Annotated in this window: 15 protein-coding genes and 1 tRNA gene; 3 read left to right on the plus strand and 13 right to left on the minus strand. The window is 70.3% G+C overall.

Annotation, left to right across the window (positions count from 1 at the left end; translation table 11 throughout):
* The first annotated feature begins 49 nt into the window (after positions 1-49).
* Entirely contained in the window at positions 50-649 is a 600-nt protein-coding gene (locus tag AB0I51_RS17365) for an alpha/beta hydrolase (protein WP_362975865.1), read from the plus strand.
* 44 nt (positions 650-693) lie between these two features.
* Here AB0I51_RS17365 and AB0I51_RS17370 read toward each other — a convergent pair whose 3' ends face one another.
* From AB0I51_RS17370 to AB0I51_RS17405, 8 genes are all read right to left on the minus strand, one after another.
* Positions 694-2,370 (minus strand): long-chain fatty acid--CoA ligase, encoded by a 1,677-nt coding sequence (locus AB0I51_RS17370; RefSeq protein ID WP_362975867.1) that lies wholly within the window; start codon positions 2,368-2,370, stop codon positions 694-696.
* 95 nt (positions 2,371-2,465) lie between these two features.
* Positions 2,466-3,161 carry a SigE family RNA polymerase sigma factor gene (locus AB0I51_RS17375; RefSeq protein WP_362975869.1) on the minus strand — a complete coding sequence of 232 codons (696 nt, stop codon included), beginning with the start codon at positions 3,159-3,161 and terminating at the stop codon, positions 2,466-2,468.
* Between the two features lie 390 nt (positions 3,162-3,551).
* Positions 3,552-4,718 carry a lipid-transfer protein gene (locus tag AB0I51_RS17380; RefSeq protein WP_362975871.1) on the minus strand — a complete coding sequence of 389 codons (1,167 nt, stop codon included), beginning with the start codon at positions 4,716-4,718 and terminating at the stop codon, positions 3,552-3,554.
* Positions 4,715-5,122, minus strand: a complete 408-nt coding sequence (locus tag AB0I51_RS17385) for a MaoC family dehydratase (RefSeq protein ID WP_362976042.1) — start codon at positions 5,120-5,122, stop codon at positions 4,715-4,717. The genes AB0I51_RS17380 and AB0I51_RS17385 overlap by 4 nt, the downstream gene beginning before the upstream one ends.
* A 23-nt stretch (positions 5,123-5,145) precedes the next feature.
* On the minus strand, positions 5,146-6,258 hold the full coding sequence (locus AB0I51_RS17390) for an acyl-CoA dehydrogenase family protein (protein ID WP_362975873.1): 1,113 nt from the start codon (positions 6,256-6,258) through the stop codon (positions 5,146-5,148).
* 1 nt (position 6,259) lies between these two features.
* On the minus strand, positions 6,260-7,225 hold the full coding sequence (locus tag AB0I51_RS17395; protein ID WP_362976044.1) for a bifunctional MaoC family dehydratase N-terminal/OB-fold nucleic acid binding domain-containing protein: 966 nt from the start codon (positions 7,223-7,225) through the stop codon (positions 6,260-6,262).
* Between the two features lie 14 nt (positions 7,226-7,239).
* Positions 7,240-8,451 carry an acyl-CoA dehydrogenase family protein gene (locus AB0I51_RS17400; RefSeq protein ID WP_362976046.1) on the minus strand — a complete coding sequence of 404 codons (1,212 nt, stop codon included), beginning with the start codon at positions 8,449-8,451 and terminating at the stop codon, positions 7,240-7,242.
* A 311-nt stretch (positions 8,452-8,762) separates the two neighbouring features.
* On the minus strand, positions 8,763-9,074 hold the full coding sequence (locus tag AB0I51_RS17405) for a hypothetical protein (RefSeq protein ID WP_033285529.1): 312 nt from the start codon (positions 9,072-9,074) through the stop codon (positions 8,763-8,765).
* 371 nt (positions 9,075-9,445) lie between these two features.
* Here AB0I51_RS17405 and AB0I51_RS17410 point away from each other — a divergent pair, with 371 nt between their 5' ends.
* Together AB0I51_RS17410 and AB0I51_RS17415 are read left to right on the plus strand one after the other, a co-directional pair.
* Complete coding sequence (locus tag AB0I51_RS17410) at positions 9,446-10,336, plus strand: bifunctional DNA primase/polymerase (protein WP_362975875.1); 891 nt, start codon at positions 9,446-9,448, stop codon at positions 10,334-10,336.
* Between the two features lie 444 nt (positions 10,337-10,780).
* Positions 10,781-11,032: a DUF6083 domain-containing protein gene (locus tag AB0I51_RS17415; protein ID WP_362976048.1), complete on the plus strand. Its 252-nt coding sequence runs from the start codon at positions 10,781-10,783 to the stop codon at positions 11,030-11,032.
* Positions 11,033-11,158: 126 nt separating this feature from the next.
* Here AB0I51_RS17415 and AB0I51_RS17420 read toward each other — a convergent pair.
* The 5 genes from AB0I51_RS17420 to AB0I51_RS17440 form a co-directional block, all read right to left on the minus strand.
* A tRNA-Ser gene (locus AB0I51_RS17420) sits at positions 11,159-11,245 on the minus strand.
* 98 nt (positions 11,246-11,343) lie between these two features.
* Positions 11,344-12,237 (minus strand): GNAT family N-acetyltransferase, encoded by an 894-nt coding sequence (locus AB0I51_RS17425; protein ID WP_362975877.1) that lies wholly within the window; start codon positions 12,235-12,237, stop codon positions 11,344-11,346.
* Positions 12,238-12,301: 64 nt separating this feature from the next.
* A complete protein-coding gene (locus AB0I51_RS17430) occupies positions 12,302-13,222 on the minus strand; it encodes a CU044_5270 family protein (protein WP_362975879.1) in 921 nt (306 codons plus the stop codon).
* Entirely contained in the window at positions 13,215-13,877 is a 663-nt protein-coding gene (locus AB0I51_RS17435) for an RNA polymerase sigma factor (protein WP_362975881.1), read from the minus strand. The genes AB0I51_RS17430 and AB0I51_RS17435 overlap by 8 nt, the downstream gene beginning before the upstream one ends.
* Before the next feature lie 184 nt (positions 13,878-14,061).
* Entirely contained in the window at positions 14,062-15,615 is a 1,554-nt protein-coding gene (locus AB0I51_RS17440) for a trypsin-like peptidase domain-containing protein (protein WP_362975883.1), read from the minus strand.
* Positions 15,616-15,771: the final 156 nt, after the last annotated feature.

Genomic DNA, 15,771 nt, shown 5'->3' on the forward strand with positions numbered 1-15,771 from the left:
GTCGGGCCAGTCGGGCCAGTCGGGCCAGTCGGGCCAGTAGCCTGCGGGCATGTCCACGCCCATGACCGGCCCCTTCGCCGTCCCCACCCGTTACGACGGTGCGCCCGATCGTGTCGCGGTCGTCGTGCCGGGTGTCGGGTACACGCCCGCCATGCCGCTGCTGCACTTCGCTCGTGCCGTACTCCTCCAACACGGCTGGACGGTGCAGGAGTTGTGGTGGCGGATCCCGGACGACTTCTCGCGGTTCACCGAGGAGGAGCGGATCGCGTGGGTGGAGGCGGAGGTCTCGCGGGCCGTCGACGCCGAGGCGGGGGCCTGTCGGCTGGTCGTCGGGAAGTCCCTGGGCTCCCTCGGGTGCGGAGTCGCGGCCGAGCGGGACATCGCGGCGGCCTGGCTCACTCCTGTTCTGACGATCGACCAGGTGGTACGCGGCCTCCGGCGGGCCCAGGCGCCGACCCTTCTCGTCGGCGGCGGTGCCGACAAGCTGTGGGACTCGCGGGTCGCCGCGTCCCTGCGGCAGCACGAGGTTCTTGAGATTCCCTCGGCGGACCACTCGCTGGAGCTCAAGGACGACGCCGAGGGGTCGGTCGACGTACTGCGGAAGGTCGTCTCCCGGCTGGACCGGTTCGTCGGCCCGCTCGGCCGGTAGCCGGTGGGGATCACCGGCTACCGGCCGAGCAGTCCGGGCAGCCGTCAGAGCTCGGTGACATCCAGGTCGCCGTCGGCGTAGCGCCTGCGCAGTACCTTCTTGTCGAACTTGCCGACGCTCGTCTTCGGGACCGCCTCGACGATCGTCCAGCGTTCGGGGAGCTGCCACTTGGCGATCTTCCCGGCCTCGGCGAGGAACGCGCGCAGGGACTCGAAGTCGGCGGTGGAGCCCTCCCGCAGGACGACCGTCGCCAGCGGGCGCTCGCCCCATTTCTCGTCCGGTACGGCGACCACGGCGGCCTCGGTGACGTCCGGGTGGGACATCAGGGCGTTCTCCAGGTCGACGGAGGAGATCCACTCGCCGCCGGACTTGATGACGTCCTTGGCGCGGTCGGTGAGGGTGAGGAAGCCGTCGGGGGAGATCGTGCCGACGTCGCCGGTCTTGAGCCAGCCGTCCTCGCTGAACTTGTCGGCGGGGCGCAGGGGTTCGGCGTCGGGGCCGTTGTAGTAGGCGCCGGCGACCCAGGGGCCGCGCACCTCCAGCTCGCCCGCCGACTCGCCGTCGAAGGGGAGCCGCTCGCCGCCGGGACCGGTGAGGCGGGCCTCGACGCTCGCCGGGAAACGGCCCTGCGTCAGCCGGTACTCGAACTCCCGCTCCGTGCCGACCGCCTCGGCCGGCGGGCGCGAGACCGTACCCAGCGGGGACGTCTCCGTCATGCCCCAGGCGTGGCAGACCCGCATGCCCAGCCTGTCGAAGGCCTCCATGAGGGCGGGCGGGCAGGCCGAGCCGCCGATGGTGACCTGGGTGAGGGAGGAGACGTCGCGCGGCTTGGCGGTCAGTTCGGCGAGCAGGCCCTGCCAGATGGTGGGCACGGCCGCCGCGTGCGTCGGGCGCTGGCTCTCGATCATCTCGGCGAGCGGCGCGGGCTGCAGGAAGCGGTCCGGCATCAGCATGTTCACGCCGGTCATGAAGGTGGCGTGCGGCAAACCCCAGGCGTTTACATGGAATTGGGGCACTACGACCAGTGAGGTGTCCTGGTCCGTGAGCCCCATCGACTGGGTCATGTTGACCTGCATGGAGTGCAGGTAGATCGAACGGTGGCTGAACACCACACCCTTGGGGTCGCCCGTGGTCCCGGAGGTGTAGCACATCGCGGCGGCCTGGCGTTCGTCCAGCTCGGGCCAGTCGTACGTGGTCGGCTTGCCGGCGATCAGGTCCTCGTACTCGTGCACGCGCACGGAAGTGCCGTCCAGCGGGCTGCGGTCGCCGGGTCCGGAGACGACGACATGCTCGACCGTCGGCAGCTTGGGCAGCAGGGGTACGAGCAGCGGGATCAGCGAACCGTTGACGATCACCACCCGGTCGGCCGCGTGGTTGACGATCCACGCCAACTGGTCGGCCGGAAGACGGAGGTTGAGGGTGTGCAGCACCGCGCCCATGGCGGGGATCGCGAAGTAGGCCTCGACATGGACGGCGTTGTTCCACATGAAGGTCGCCGTGCGTTCGCCGTCCGCCACACCCAGGTCCTCGCGCAGGGCGTGGGCGAGCTGGGCCGCCCGGGCACCGATCTCCGCGAAGGAACGGCGCTCCGGCTCTCCCTCACCGGTCCAGCTGATGACCTGCGATGTTCCGTGGACCGTCGACCCGTGGGTCAGGATCCTGGAGATCAACAGCGGTACGTCCTGCATGGTGCTCAGCACGGCGTCCTCCCGGGGCGACATTGCCTACGCGGTAGTAAGGGTTGCGCTGATTCTGCGCACATACCGCACGGTATGTCACTAGGGACGGGTGATCGATCACTCGACCTGTCCGGGTCCTACCGTACGAGAACCAGCTCCGGATCCTCGCGCAGCTTCCCCAGTGCCCGCGACACCGCCGACTTCACCGTACCCACGGACACCCCGAGCACCTCGGCCGTCTGCACCTCGCTGAGGTCCTCGTAGTACCTGAGGACGACCATCGCCCGCTGCCGGTCCGGCAGCTTCGCGATCGCCCGCCACATCGCGTCGTGCAGCGCCTGCTGCTCGGCCGGGTCCTCCGCGCCGCCGCCCGGCTCCGGCTCGGGCAGCTCCTCGCACGCGAACTCGTCGACCTTGCGCTTGCGCCACTGCGAGGTCCGCGTGTTCAGCAGTGCCCGGCGCACATAGCCGTCCAGCGCCCGGTGGTCCTCGATCCGCTCCCAGGCGACATACGTCTTGGTCAGCGCAGTCTGCAGCAGGTCCTCGGCGTCGGAAGGATTCGCGGTCAGCGACCGCGCGGTCCGCAGCAGCACCGGCTGCCTGGCCCTCATGTACGACGAGAACGAGGGGTACGTGAGGGCAGTGGCGGCAGCGGTCGCGGTCGGCTGGATCTGCGCAGACCGAGCCGCGGGCCGGGTGGCGGGACGGGCGGCCGGGCGTACGGCGGGGCGCGCCGCGGGGCGGGTGCCGGGCCGTGTCGTGGTCAGAGCGTCGGCCCGTTCGGCGGCCCGTGCGACGGCGTTCGAAGCGCTGGTGCAGACGGCTGTGGTCATGGCTCCACGCTATGAGCGATCGCTGCTTCGGCGGATCGGCCGCAGGTCCCGAAGCAGACTCCGCCTCAGGTTGTAGTGGTGGGGCTGGCTCCACCTCCTGAAGGTGGACGAGCAACCAGGACGTACTGCGGGTTTACCCCTGGGGGTGAGCTGGGCGAGGGGCTGGCGTTGCGGGTCCCCTCTGGGGGCAGGACCCTGCGGGGGCTGGCGTTGCGGGTCCCCTCTGGGGGCAGGACCCTGCGGGGGTCGACGCTGTGGGTTGCTCGGGGGCTCGGTTGTCCGGAGTCGGTCGTCCGGAGTCGGTCGTCCGGAGTCGGTCGTCCGGAGTCGGTCGTCCGGAGTCGGTTGTCCGGGGCGCGTCAGGCTCGGTTGGCTGCGGTGGGCCGGGGCTCAGGCGTCGGTGGTGAGGATCAGCCCGGATGTCGGTACCCCGGTACCCGCCGTGACCAGTACCCGGTCGGCCCCCGGTATCCGGTTCACTGCGGTGCCTCGCAGTTGTCTCACGCCTTCCGCGATTCCGTTCATCCCGTGCAGATACGCCTCCCCGAGCTGTCCCCCGTGCGTGTTGATCGGCACCCGCTCCTCGGCCACGAAGTCTGCCGCCTCTCCCTTTCCGCAGAACCCGAACTCCTCCAGCTGCATCAGCACGAACGGCGTGAAGTGGTCGTACAGGATCGCCACGTCCATGTCGTCCGGCCCGAGCCCCGCCGTCCGCCATAGCTGCCGTGCGACCACGCCCATCTCCGGAAGGCCGGTCAGGTCGTCGCGGTAGAAGCTGGTCATCTGTTCCTGCGCCCGACCGGCGCCCTGGGCCGCCGCCGCTACGATCGCCGGCGGGCGCGGCAGGTCACGGGCCCGCTCCACCGACGTGACGACGATCGCCTGCGCGCCGTCCGTCTCCTGGCAGCAGTCCAGCAGCCGCAGCGGCTCCACTATCCAGCGCGAGGCCGCGTGCTCGGCGAGGGTGATCGGTCTGCCGTGGAAGTACGCCGCCGGGTTGGTCGCCGCGTACTTGCGGTCCGCGACCGCCACCTGACCGAACACCTCGGGTGTGAGGCCGTACGTGTGCAGATACCGCTGCGCCGCCATCGCCACCCACGACGCCGGGGTGAGCAGCCCGAACGGCAGCGACCAGCCGAGCGCCGCGCCCTCCGCCGACGGCTCCCGGTGCGTGACGCCCGAGCCGAATCTGCGCCCCGACCGCTCGTTGAAGGCGCGGTAGCAGACCACCACCTCGGCGACCCCCGCCGCCACCGCGAGCGCCGCCTGCTGGACGGTCGCACAGGCCGCGCCGCCGCCGTAGTGGACCCGGGAGAAGAAGGACAGCTCGCCGATCCCGCAGGCCTGGGCGACGGTGATCTCCGGGTTGGTGTCCATCGTGAACGTCACCATCCCGTCCACGTCCGCCGGTGTCAGCCCCGCGTCGTCCAGCGCCGCCCGCACCGCCTCCACGGCCAGCCGCAGTTCGCTGCGCCCCGAGTCCTTGGAGAACTCCGTGGCCCCGATACCGACGATCGCGGCCCGTCCGCCGAGGGTGTCGCGGGTGCGGGCGCTCATGCCCCGGCCTCCGTCGCCGTCGGTACGGCGACCGTGACCACGACCGTGCCGGTCACATGTCTGCCGATGCCGTTCGTCCCGAGTACGCGCACTGTCGCCGTGTCGCCGTCCGTCTCCTCGACTCTCCCGGTCAACACCATGGTGTCGCCGGGGTAGTTGGGAGCGCCGAGCCGTATGGCGACCTTGCGGAGGACGGCTCGCGGGCCGAAGTGGTCCGTGATGTAGCGGCCGACCAGGCCGTTCGTCGTCAGGATGTTCATGAAGATGTCGGGGGAGCCCTTCAGCCGCGCCAACTCCGCGTCGTGGTGCACGTCCTGGTAATCACGGGAGGCGATCGCTCCGGCGACGATCAGCGTGCGGGTGATCTCGATTTCGAGCGGGGGCAACTCCTGCCCCACGCTCACGGCCACGGCCACGCCTCCTGCCCTCATGGCTGCGCCTCCTCGTTCACGATCAACTCCCCCAGTTCCTGGAGCACTTCGGCCCCACAGCCCAGGTACGCGTCCAACTGGCGTCCCCAGAGGAAGTGCCGGTGGACCGGATGGTCCAGGTCCGCTCCCGCACCTCCGTGCAGATGCTGACCCGTGTCGACGACTCGCCGACCCGCTTCGGACGCCCACCAGGCCGCGGTCAGCGCGTGCGTGGCGTACGGCAGGCCCGCGTCGCGCCGCCAGGCCGCCTCGTACGCCGTCACCCGTATCGCCTCGATGTCCATGTACGCGTCGGCGGCCCGGAGTTGGACCGCCTGCCGGGTGGCCAGCGGACGCCCGAACTGCTCCCGCGCGTCGACATGTGCCACGGCCCGCGCGAGCGACCCCGCGCAGACCCCGGCCTGGAGACCGGCGAAGGCGGTACGGGCGGTGGCGAGGACGTCGGCGTGGGCCGTCACGCGAACATCGGCACGTGCGGGGGTCAGACCGTCGGCACGGGCCTCCGTGGCACCGAGCCGTTCCGCCGGCGTGCCGTCCAGTGTCAGCCGCCCCGCCGACCAGGGTGCGGTCAGCTCGACCGGTTCGACGTGGGTCGCGTCCGTGACCGGCGTCAGCCACAACTCCCCGAGATCGTCGGCGACAAGGACATGCGTGGCGTCACGCAGCCAGGGGACAACAGGGACCGTGCCGGTCAACTCACCCTGCGCGGAGGCCCGTTCACCGCCACGCCACTCGCCCGCCGCCCGTACACCTCCCTGCGCCGGAAACGCCCCGCACACCACCACCGATCCGTCCTCGATGCCCGGCAACAACCGCTCCCGCTGCTCGCGGGAACCGTGCGCCGCCACCGCCAGCAGCCCGTACACGCACGTCGAGGCGAAGGGCACCTGGGCCGTCGTCCGCCCCTGCTCCTCCAGGAGGAGGACGAGGCCGAGCAGGCCCAACTCCCCGACGGCGCCCACCAGTCCGGCGGCACACAGCGCCTTCCACAGCTCGGGGTCGCTGCTCGTCCCGGCCGCCGTGAGCCGCTCGGGAGTCGCGAGGTCACCGAAGATCCGGGCGGCGAGGTCACGGGCCGCCACCTGTTCCTCCGTGGGGGTGAAGTCCATGTCAGCCCACCCCGCCCTCTCGGCCCTCTCGGCCTTCCTGGACCCGGAAGACGGGGAGCACCAGCGGATCGTCCTCATCGTCGTCGTAGCGCCGGAATTCGAGCCGTACCGGCAGCCCGACGCGCACTTTGTCGTACGGCATCCCCACCACGTTGCTCACGATCCGCACGCCCTCGGCGAGTTCGATCAGCCCGACGGCATAGGGAGGATCGAAGGCGGGGAAGGGCGGGTGGTGCATCACCACGTACGAGTAGACGGTCCCGTCGCCGCTCGCCTCGACGGTGTCCCAGTCCGGGCCGCCACAGGTGTTGCAGCCCGGCAACCAGGGGTGGCGCAGCGTCCCGCAGCTCGTGCAGCGCTGGATGAGGAGTTGATGCCGCTCCACGCCCTCCCAGAAGCCGGCGTTGTCGCGGTTGACCACGGGACGGGGGCGGCGGGCGCGAGCCGGTTTCTCTTCCTGCTGCCTCTTCTGCTTCTGCCGTGCGGGGGCGTACTTCAGGATGCGGAAGCGGTGGGTGCCGACGAGGTCCTGGCCCACCCGCACGTCCATGCGCGTCGTGACGAAGTACCCCGTGCCCAGCTTCGTCGTCTTGCGGTCCGAGACCGACTCGATCACCGCGTCGAAGGTGACCTCGTCCCCCGGCCGCAGGGGCCGTAGATACTCCTGCTCGCAGTCGGTGGCGACCACCGAGGTGCAGCCCGCCTCGTCGAGCAGGTCGAACAGCTCGTCGTAGGCCCCCGTGCGTCCCGAATGCCCGGAGAGGCCGCCCATGGTCCAGGCCTGGAGCATGGTGGGCGGGGCGACGGCGTCCGGGCCGGCGTACGCCGGATTCGTGTCGCCCATCGCCTCGCACCAGTGCCGGATCATCGGCTCGTTGACGGGGTCCTTGCCGGTGCCCGCGACGGCGGCCGGACGCCCTTCGTACGCCTTGAGCCGCGCCCCCAGCTCATCGACCACCGCACTCACCACCGTCTCCCCCGTCACCGCCGCCCCCTGGCCATCCCGAGCCGCATCGTGGCAACGATCTCCCGCTGCACCTCGCTCACCCCGCCCCCGAACGTGTTGATCTGCGCCGCTCTGTTCAACCGCTCCAGCTCGCCGTCTCCGAAGACACCCGGCGAACCCGAACGCACCAGTCCCGTCAGTCCCGTCAGTCCGGTTGACCCGCCTGGCCCGGCCGGCCCGCCGTCCGCTCCGGCGACGTGCTGACATATCTGGTACACCGCCACCGTCGATTCGGTTCCCACGACTTTCACGCCGCTCGCGTCGCCGGGCGCCAGTCGGCCCGCTCCCACGTCACCCACCAACCGCCAGTTGAGCAGGCGGGTCGCCGCCAGCCGGGCGTGCGCCTCGGCCAACTGCGCCCGCACCCACGGCTCGTCGGCCCGGCGCCTGCCCGTCACCGGATCGGGTGTGCGGGCGGCGGTCAGCGCGGCCGTGTAGAAGTCCTCGGCCTGCATGCCGGTCGCGGCGAGGGCGACCCGCTCGTGGTTGAGCTGGTTGGTGATGAGAGACCAGCCCTCGTTCTCCGCGCCGACCAGGTTGGCCGCCGGCACGCGGACACCGTCGTAGTACGTGGCCGTCGTCCGCTGCCCGCCCACCGTGTCGATCGGGGTCCAGGAGAAGCCGGGCGCGTCGGTCGGGACGAGGATGATCGAGATGCCGCGGTGTTTGGGGGCCTCGGGGTCGGTGCGGCAGGCGAGCCAGATCCAGTCGGCGTTGTGGGCGTTGGAGGTGAAGATCTTCTGCCCGTCGATCAGCCAGCCCTGACCGTCGCGTACGGCCCGGGTCCGCAACGACGCGAGGTCCGTGCCCGCCGACGGTTCGCTGTAGCCGATCGCGAAGACGAGTTCCCCGCGCAGGATGCCCGGCAGGAAGGCGGCCTTCTGCGCATCGCTGCCGTACTTCATGAGCGTCGGCCCCACGGTGTTCAGGGTGACCATCGAGACGGGCGCGTTCGCCCGGTAGGCCTCGTCGAAGAACACGAACTGCTCGTCCGCGCCGCGCCCTTGACCGCCGTACTCGACCGGCCAGCCGAGCCCGAGCCACCCGTCGCCGCCGATCCGGCGCAGCAACGCCCGCTGTCCCTGGGGGTCGTCCGCGCGGGGTGGTCCGTCCGGCATCAACGCGGCGAAGTACGCCCGGAGTTCGGCACGCAACCGCTGCTGGCGAGGGGTGGGGGCGAGGTGCACGACGCGGACCTCCGGGTCGTCGTAGCCGTACGGAGTCACAGCCTCAGCCGTACGGACGATGGTTTCTGACTGTCCGTCAGATGCCGTGGACTGTCAAGGTCGTCAGTGCACAGGCGCACTGCCGCCCGGCCGCGCGCGCGTGGCGCGCGAAAACGTCCGCGCGGCACGCGAAAACGTCTGTGCGGCACGCGAAAACGTCTGTGCGGTGGCACCGAAGCACCACCGCACAGACGCGTTACGACCCCACAGAGCACACCTCACACACCCTCAGACGCCTCCGCGCATCCCCGCACGGAAGTCGTCGGGCGCGGCTACCAGAAGTTGGCGAAGTTGACGGCGACGTTCGAGTTTCCCTGGTTGATGGCGGTGAACGCGGATCCGTTGACCTGGGCGGTGTTGCTCTGGTTCGAGGCCCCCGAGCCGACCGCCTGCTGCTGTGTGGTGGACGAGTTGCCCTTGTTGTCGTGCCCGACCCCGCTGCCGCTGACGGTCGCCACACCCGCGTTCGATCCGTTGCCCGCGATGGCGCCGTTGTCCGCCGCCGCGACGCCGGTGAAGAGGGCGGCTGCGAGCGGGAGGGCGGAGACGGCGGCGATGACGCGGGCGGTACGGATGCTTGCCATGTTGTTCCTCCAGAACAGAGTGCGTGGCGGCCTGCTGAGCCGGACGCACATGAAGTACGGCTTCAAGTACGGCTTCTACCAGGGCAGTTGGCCTACCGCCCTGGTGTGGTGCACGACGTCGCGAGACCAGAGTTGCCCACCGAATCCCCGGCGAACCAGGCCGGAAGCGGTTATTCCCCCTGAAGCGTGATGACAAGTCGATAAACCCCTTTGACTCCACCAAAGCCGCAGTTCAGGGTGGTACGGACATCCCGCCCTGGGCCACACAAGAGGCGAAGCGTTCCGCCACATTTCCCGGCAACCGCCCCCTCCCGGGCGCGTCACCGCCACCCCCTCTTCCCTTTTTCGAACACTCGTACGAACATGGATCCATGGCCACCATCGACCGGCAGGCCACCACGCTGGCCCTCGCACACGCCCTGTCAGCCGCCGAACGCGGACTGGCCGTGATCCCCCTGTCCCGAACAAAACTCCCGGCCCTGCGCTCGCCGCACCGCGACGACACCGACCTGGTGGGCGCGACAGGCACCGCAGGACCGCCCTGCCACGGCGAGTGCGGACTGTTCGGCCACGGGGTCTACGACGCCTCCACCGACCCGGCACGCATCCGCGAACTGTTCGCCGCCGCCCCCTGGGCCACCGGCTACGGCATCGCGTGCGGACTGCCACCGCACCACCTGATCGGCGTCGACCTGGACACCAAATCCGGTACGGACTCGTCCTCCGCCCTGCGCGAACTGGCCCTCCGCCACCTGTTCACGATCCCCGAGACAGTCGTCGTCCTGACCCCCAGCGGCGGCCGGCACCTCTGGCTCACCGGCCCACCCGACGTGATCGTCCCCAACTCCGCGGGCCGCCTCGCCCCCGGCATCGATATCCGCGGCGCCGGCGGCTACCTCGTAGGCCCCGGCTCCCGCACCGAACACGGCTTCTACGGCGCCGCGCCCGCAACGGCCCACCTCGCACCGGCCCCCTGCCCGCCCTCACTCCTTCGCCTGCTCCTCCCCCCACCGCGCACCGACCACCCCACCCCCACCTCGACCGGCCAACACGGCCAGGGCCTCGTCCAGTTCGTCCTCGCGGCCCATGAGGGCCAACGCAACACCCGCCTCTTCTGGGCGGCCTGCCGCGCCTACGAGAACGACATCGGCCCGGCACTCGTCGAGCCCCTGGTCGAGGCCGCCCTGGGCACGGGCCTGTCGGAACGGGAGGCACGGGCGACGATCGCTTCGGCGGCACGGATGACGGGGCGGCGGGGGTGAGACCGGAGCGCGGCGCGTGATGGCCACACGACCAACGCCCGTAAGGGGCGTCCTCAATTGAGGGCGCCCCTTACCAACACCACGATGAGTGCAAGGAAGCTGGGGTATGTGGTGTTTTGAGGCGGTAGTGGCACCTGCACACTGATCAGGACACTGAAGTGCGACTTTGGCGAATAAGGCCGAAAGGCGCTCTGTTTGAATGATGTACCGGGCACTCACACTCGGAAAATGGCGGTTCCCCACGGTGTCAGCCGGCCTGAGTGCCTGTTGTGCTCCTCGAACGGGCCCGATGTTCGTGAGCGCGGACGGATCATTCCCCTGTCGGCCGACCTCTGCGACAGGTGCTGGAACAAGGTCGCCAACGAGCTGGCCGAGTGCGAGGGCGCCACAGCGGCACCGAACCCCGAGTCCGACCCGGATGAACGGGAATGAATCGAGCCCCGCATCTGCCCACAGTGCCACGCACCGGTACGTTGCTACCCCACCAACTACGACCGTTGGGTCGAGCTGGCAACATTCGAGTTGCCGGCGAAGAAGGTCCCGCCCAGGCACCGTTGGCGTTTGATGCACCCGAAGGCAGCGAACTCCGCGATCCCCGTGGCGACCGTGACCATCAGGATCGGCGCCATAGACCCGACACCCGGCGAGCCCGTCATTCCCGCTCATGAGTTCGTGTGCCTGAATGACGAGGGGTGACCATGCCCCTGACATCCCTGGTCGCCCGGGGAGCAACGGAAAGCAACGGTGAATGACGGGTACTCACAGCGAGCGGAAACGGCGAGAGCCCCCGACCGTTTTAGCTGGTCAGAGGCTCTCGTCCGGCGGTGGGTGTGGGATTTGAACCCACGGTCACATCGCTGCGACGACGGTTTTCAAGACCGTTCCCTTAGGCCGCTCGGGCAACCCACCTGCACTGCCGCCCACCAGGGACGGAGCGGGTACAGCGTACCGGCATCGGGGGTGCGCAGGTGGCGTGGTCCTGCTGGAGGCATCCCGTGGAGCTACTCCTACGCCGCACCCGTGAAGTCGTACCCGGTGAATTCGTAGCCGATGAAGTCCCCGACCGGTACGAACCCGATCCGTCGGTAGAGGGCGCTGCTCGTGGCGTTGGCCGGGTCGGCGAACAGGACGACGTCCGTCGCGCCCGCGGTCGGCGCGGCTCTGCTCAGCTCGGCCGTCACGGCGCCCGCGTAGCCGTGGCCCCGGAGGAGGGCCGGGGTGTAGACGGGGTCCACCCTGACCATGTCGGCGGTCATCGAAGTCACGGCGGCCATGGAGGTGAGGGTGCCGTCCGGGGTCTCCCAGAGGGTGAAGTGTCTGTCGCCGAAGCGCGAGGTGGTCCAGGAGCCGGCGTCGATGAGGGCAATGGAGACGGTCTCGCCGACGTCTACGCAGAACTCGCGGCACCAGCGCACGACTTGCTCACGGTCCTGCTCGCCCGCGACTCGGCACCGGCCTTCTGGGGTCGGCCGGGGTGGGGTGAGTGTGCCGAGGCGGTGGAGACGGGCACCCCAGGTGCGTACCGACCTCGCACCCGTGTGCAACTGCCAAGCCCGTGCGAACGCGTCGGCCGTGTCGTGGTCCGCGATGACGCCCGAGAGCGGTTGGCCGAGCCGTACCAGGCGTGCGGCGAGGGTGTCGGCCTGCCCGGGGGTGAGCGAGGTGGGGTTCAGGTGGCGGTGGGCGGTCACTCGGCAGAAGGCCGCGTGCACCTCGCCCCCTCGTTCCAGTCGGCCGAACAGCGGGGCCTCGACGCCGGATGTGCTCACTCCGCGCTTTCGGATCTTCTCGATCGTCGTGAGCGCCATGGTGTGCTCTGCGGGTCGTGAGCGCAGGAACTCCCCGGCCCGGGCGAGGAATTCGTCGGCGTCATGGGTGAGATGCCAGTCCTCCGGTCGCATGGCTCATGGTGGCGGGGGCGCCGCCCACTGAGCGACACCCCCCTGCGACCTGCGCGTCACCTCGCTACGGCCGCTCCATCATCCGGTCCACCACACCGCTCGCCGCGACGTACGACCACTGTTCGTACGTCTTCCCACCGGCCGTCCGCTGATCGCGCATGCCGAGGTACCGGTATGTCTTCGCGTCGAAGACCAGGAGCGGTGACCGGGACGTTCCCGGGCCGGGCACGAAGCGGATGCCGATGCCCACGCGGCCGTCGGCGTCCTTCTGGCCGGGTACGACCTTGATGCCGGGGACGGTGGCGAGCGCCTCGTAGGCGGCGGAGCGCAGTCCCTGCGGCAGGACGGGCGTGCGGAGCAGGCCGGAGAGGAAGTACTGGACCATCGGCCAGTCGCCCGGCTTCATCGGCTTGCTGTAGTCCGGCTTTCCGCCCATGTCCCGCAGGTCGATCGCGAGTTTGCGCGGATCGGTGGGCATCAGCTTCAGCTCGGTCCACTTGCTCGGCGGCCAGGTGCTCTGGCCCGGCCCGTACACCGGGACCCACTGCTTGTGGCCGAGTTCGCTGACGTACGACCTCTTGGAGCCGTCGACCGAGTTCCAGTTCTCGTCGACGTACGTCCGGGTCGGGCCGCCCCCGACGGGGGTCTCCTTGATGACCTCCTTGGTGTAGATGAACTGGTCGTCGCGTGCGGCGATCGGCTTCTCCAGTCTGCGTTCCTCGGCCGCCGCCCCCTGGAGCACGGTGGTCGCGCTCACCGGCTGGGTGCGGGGCGAGGAGTCGTTGGCGACCAGCACGGTCGTGGCGACCGCCGCCGTCGCGACGCCGGCCACCGCGATGCGCAGCAACGGGCGTCGACCGACGGCCACGGGGGTGGCGGGCGCGGTCATCGCCTCGTGCAGGCGGAGGCGGGCACGCGCGCGTGCGTGGTCCGTGAGCGGGGGCGCTTCCGCGTCCCACTCCCTCAGGAGCCGCATCTCATTCATCGTCGGATTCCTCAACGTCGGATTCCTCAACGTCGGATTCCTCTCGGAGGGTTGTCGGATCGGATCCGCCCAATGCATCGCGAAGTTTTCTGCGGGCCCTGTGCAGCCGTGACCTGACCGTTCCCACCGGTATTTCCAGGGCGCGGGCGACCTCCTCGTAGCCCAGGTCGGCCCACGCGACCAGCAGCAGCACGTCCCGGTGGCGGGCGGGCAACCGGGCCATGCCCAGGGCCGGTTCGCCGCGTACGGCCTGTGCGCTGACCCGCGCGGCCACCCGGTCGGCGACCGCGTCCTCGGAACCGTCGGCGGGGGCGGTTGACGGCAGCCGGCCGATCGCCTTCAGCCGCCGGGCCTCGGCGCGCCGGTGCCGGCCCACGAGGTTGGTCGCGATGCCGAACAACCACGGGCGGGCGTCGGCCAGTTCCGTGTTGTAGCGGAAGCGCTGCTGGAACGCGATGGTGAACGTCTCCGCCATCAGGTCCTCGGCCACCTCCGGGCCGAGCCGGCGCGCCGCGTAACGGTGCACCGAGTCGGCGTGGCGGTCGAAGAGCGCGGCGAATGCCTCGGGCTCGTCCCAGGACCGTTCGATCACCGAGGCGTCACTCGTCGGGGCGTCACTGTCCTGCCCCACCCTGATGCCTGGTTCGACGGTCATCGGGGCTCCTCTCGTCCATGCGAACACGCTGATGAAGATTGGGCTTTCACCCGTACTTCGCCGCAGGGAGGAATCCGGTTCCCGCGGTGTGCACGCGCCGGTGGAGGGAGGGGGCGGAAAACGGGCGGGCCGGGCAGGGAAACCCCTGCCCGGCCCGCCGGTCGAACGTCTGCCGCCGTGTGTGTCAGCTGTCGCCGACCCGTGACCCCAGGGTCAGTTCCGTGGTGTGCTCCGTGCCGCCGCGCTTGTACGTGATCGTGACCTTGTCGCCCGGCTTGTGGGTCCAGATCTCGCCGATGAGGGTCGGGCCGCTGTCGATCACCGAGTCGTCGAGCTTGGTGATGACGTCGCCGGCCTTGAGACCCGCCTTGGCGGCGGGGCCGCCGGCCTCGACCGCGGAGGAGCCGGTGGTGATCGTCGCGCCCGCGGTGCTGTCCTCCAGGGAGACGGAGGCGCCGATCTTGGCGTACACCGGCTTGCCGGTCTTGATCAGCTGCTGGGCGACGTACTTCGCCTGGTTGATCGGGATGGCGAAGCCGAGGCCGATCGAGCCGGACTGGCTGCTGCCGCTGAGGCCGCCGCTGCTGGTCGACTGGATCGCGGAGTTGATGCCGATGACCGCGCCCTGGGCGTCGAGCAGCGGGCCGCCCGAGTTGCCGGGGTTGATGGAGGCGTCGGTCTGCAGGGCGCTCATGTAGGACGCCTTGCTGGTGGAGCTGCCGTCGCTGGAGGCGACCGGGCGGTTCTTGGCGCTGATGATGCCCGTGGTCACCGTGTTGGACAGGCCGAAGGGGGCGCCGATGGCAATGGTCTCGTCGCCCACGGCCACCTTGTCCGAGTCGCCGAGGGCGAGCGGCTTGAGGTCGGTGGGGGCGTTCTTGAGCTTGATGACCGCGACGTCGTAGCCCTGGGCGTGGCCGACGATCTCGGCGTCGTACTTCTTGCCGTTCGGGAAGGTCGCCGTGAGCTTGCCACCGTCGACCGCGTCGGCGACGACGTGGTTGTTGGTGACGATGTGGCCCTGGGTGTCGAAGACGAAGCCCGTGCCGGTGCCGCCCTCGCCGCTGGTGCTCTCGGCCTCGATGGTGACCGTGCTGGGCAGGGACTTGGCGGCCACCCCGGCGATGGTGCCCGGGTCGCGCTTGACGGAGGCGCTGCTGCCGGTGTCGGCGGAGACGGTGGTGGAGTTGCTGTTGTTGTCGTTGTCCTTGGCCAGGGTGTAACCGAGGCCACCGCCCAGGCCACCCGCGACCAGCGCGGCGATCAGGACGGCGGCGATCAGCCCGCCGCGTCCGCCACCGGACTTCTTGGGCGCCGGCTGCTGCTGGTACGGGGTGCCCCAGCCGCCCGCGCCGTCACCGCCGTAGCCACCCGCACCGGACGCACCGTCACCGCCGTATCCGTCACCGCCGTAGCCGCCCACGCCCTCGCCGCCGTACGCGCCCGCGGCGGTGCCTCCGTCGGCGTACGACGGTGTGGTGGGCGGGGGCGGCCAGGCGGCGTCGGGAGCGGATCCCGTGTTCTCGGGGCCGGATGCCTGCGGCGCGGCGCCGTACGCGGGTGTGTGCCCGGCGTGCGGTGCTTCCTGCGGGGCGCTCGGAGGCACCGGGGGGAGCTGCGTGGTGGGCGCGCTCCCCTCGGACGCAGCCGCCTGCGGGGAAGCTGCGGGAGATTCCACCGGCACAGGAGGTGCAGACGGGGCCGGGGGTACCTCAGTGCCCTCGTTCTCGGTGCTCACAGCTCTTCTCCTCGGTCCACGGCTGTTGTTCTCGGAAGCATGCGGTCACACTCGTTCACGCTTGTCGACGGTCCGGCGCGAAACAGCTGTGCTGGTGCTTTTGTATGCCGTCAGCTTTTCCCACCGGACGTCAGGGCACCATAAGCGGTGCCTGTG

The organism is Streptomyces sp. NPDC050549, assembly GCF_040655035.1.
Taxonomy (GTDB): Bacteria; Actinomycetota; Actinomycetes; order Streptomycetales; family Streptomycetaceae; genus Streptomyces.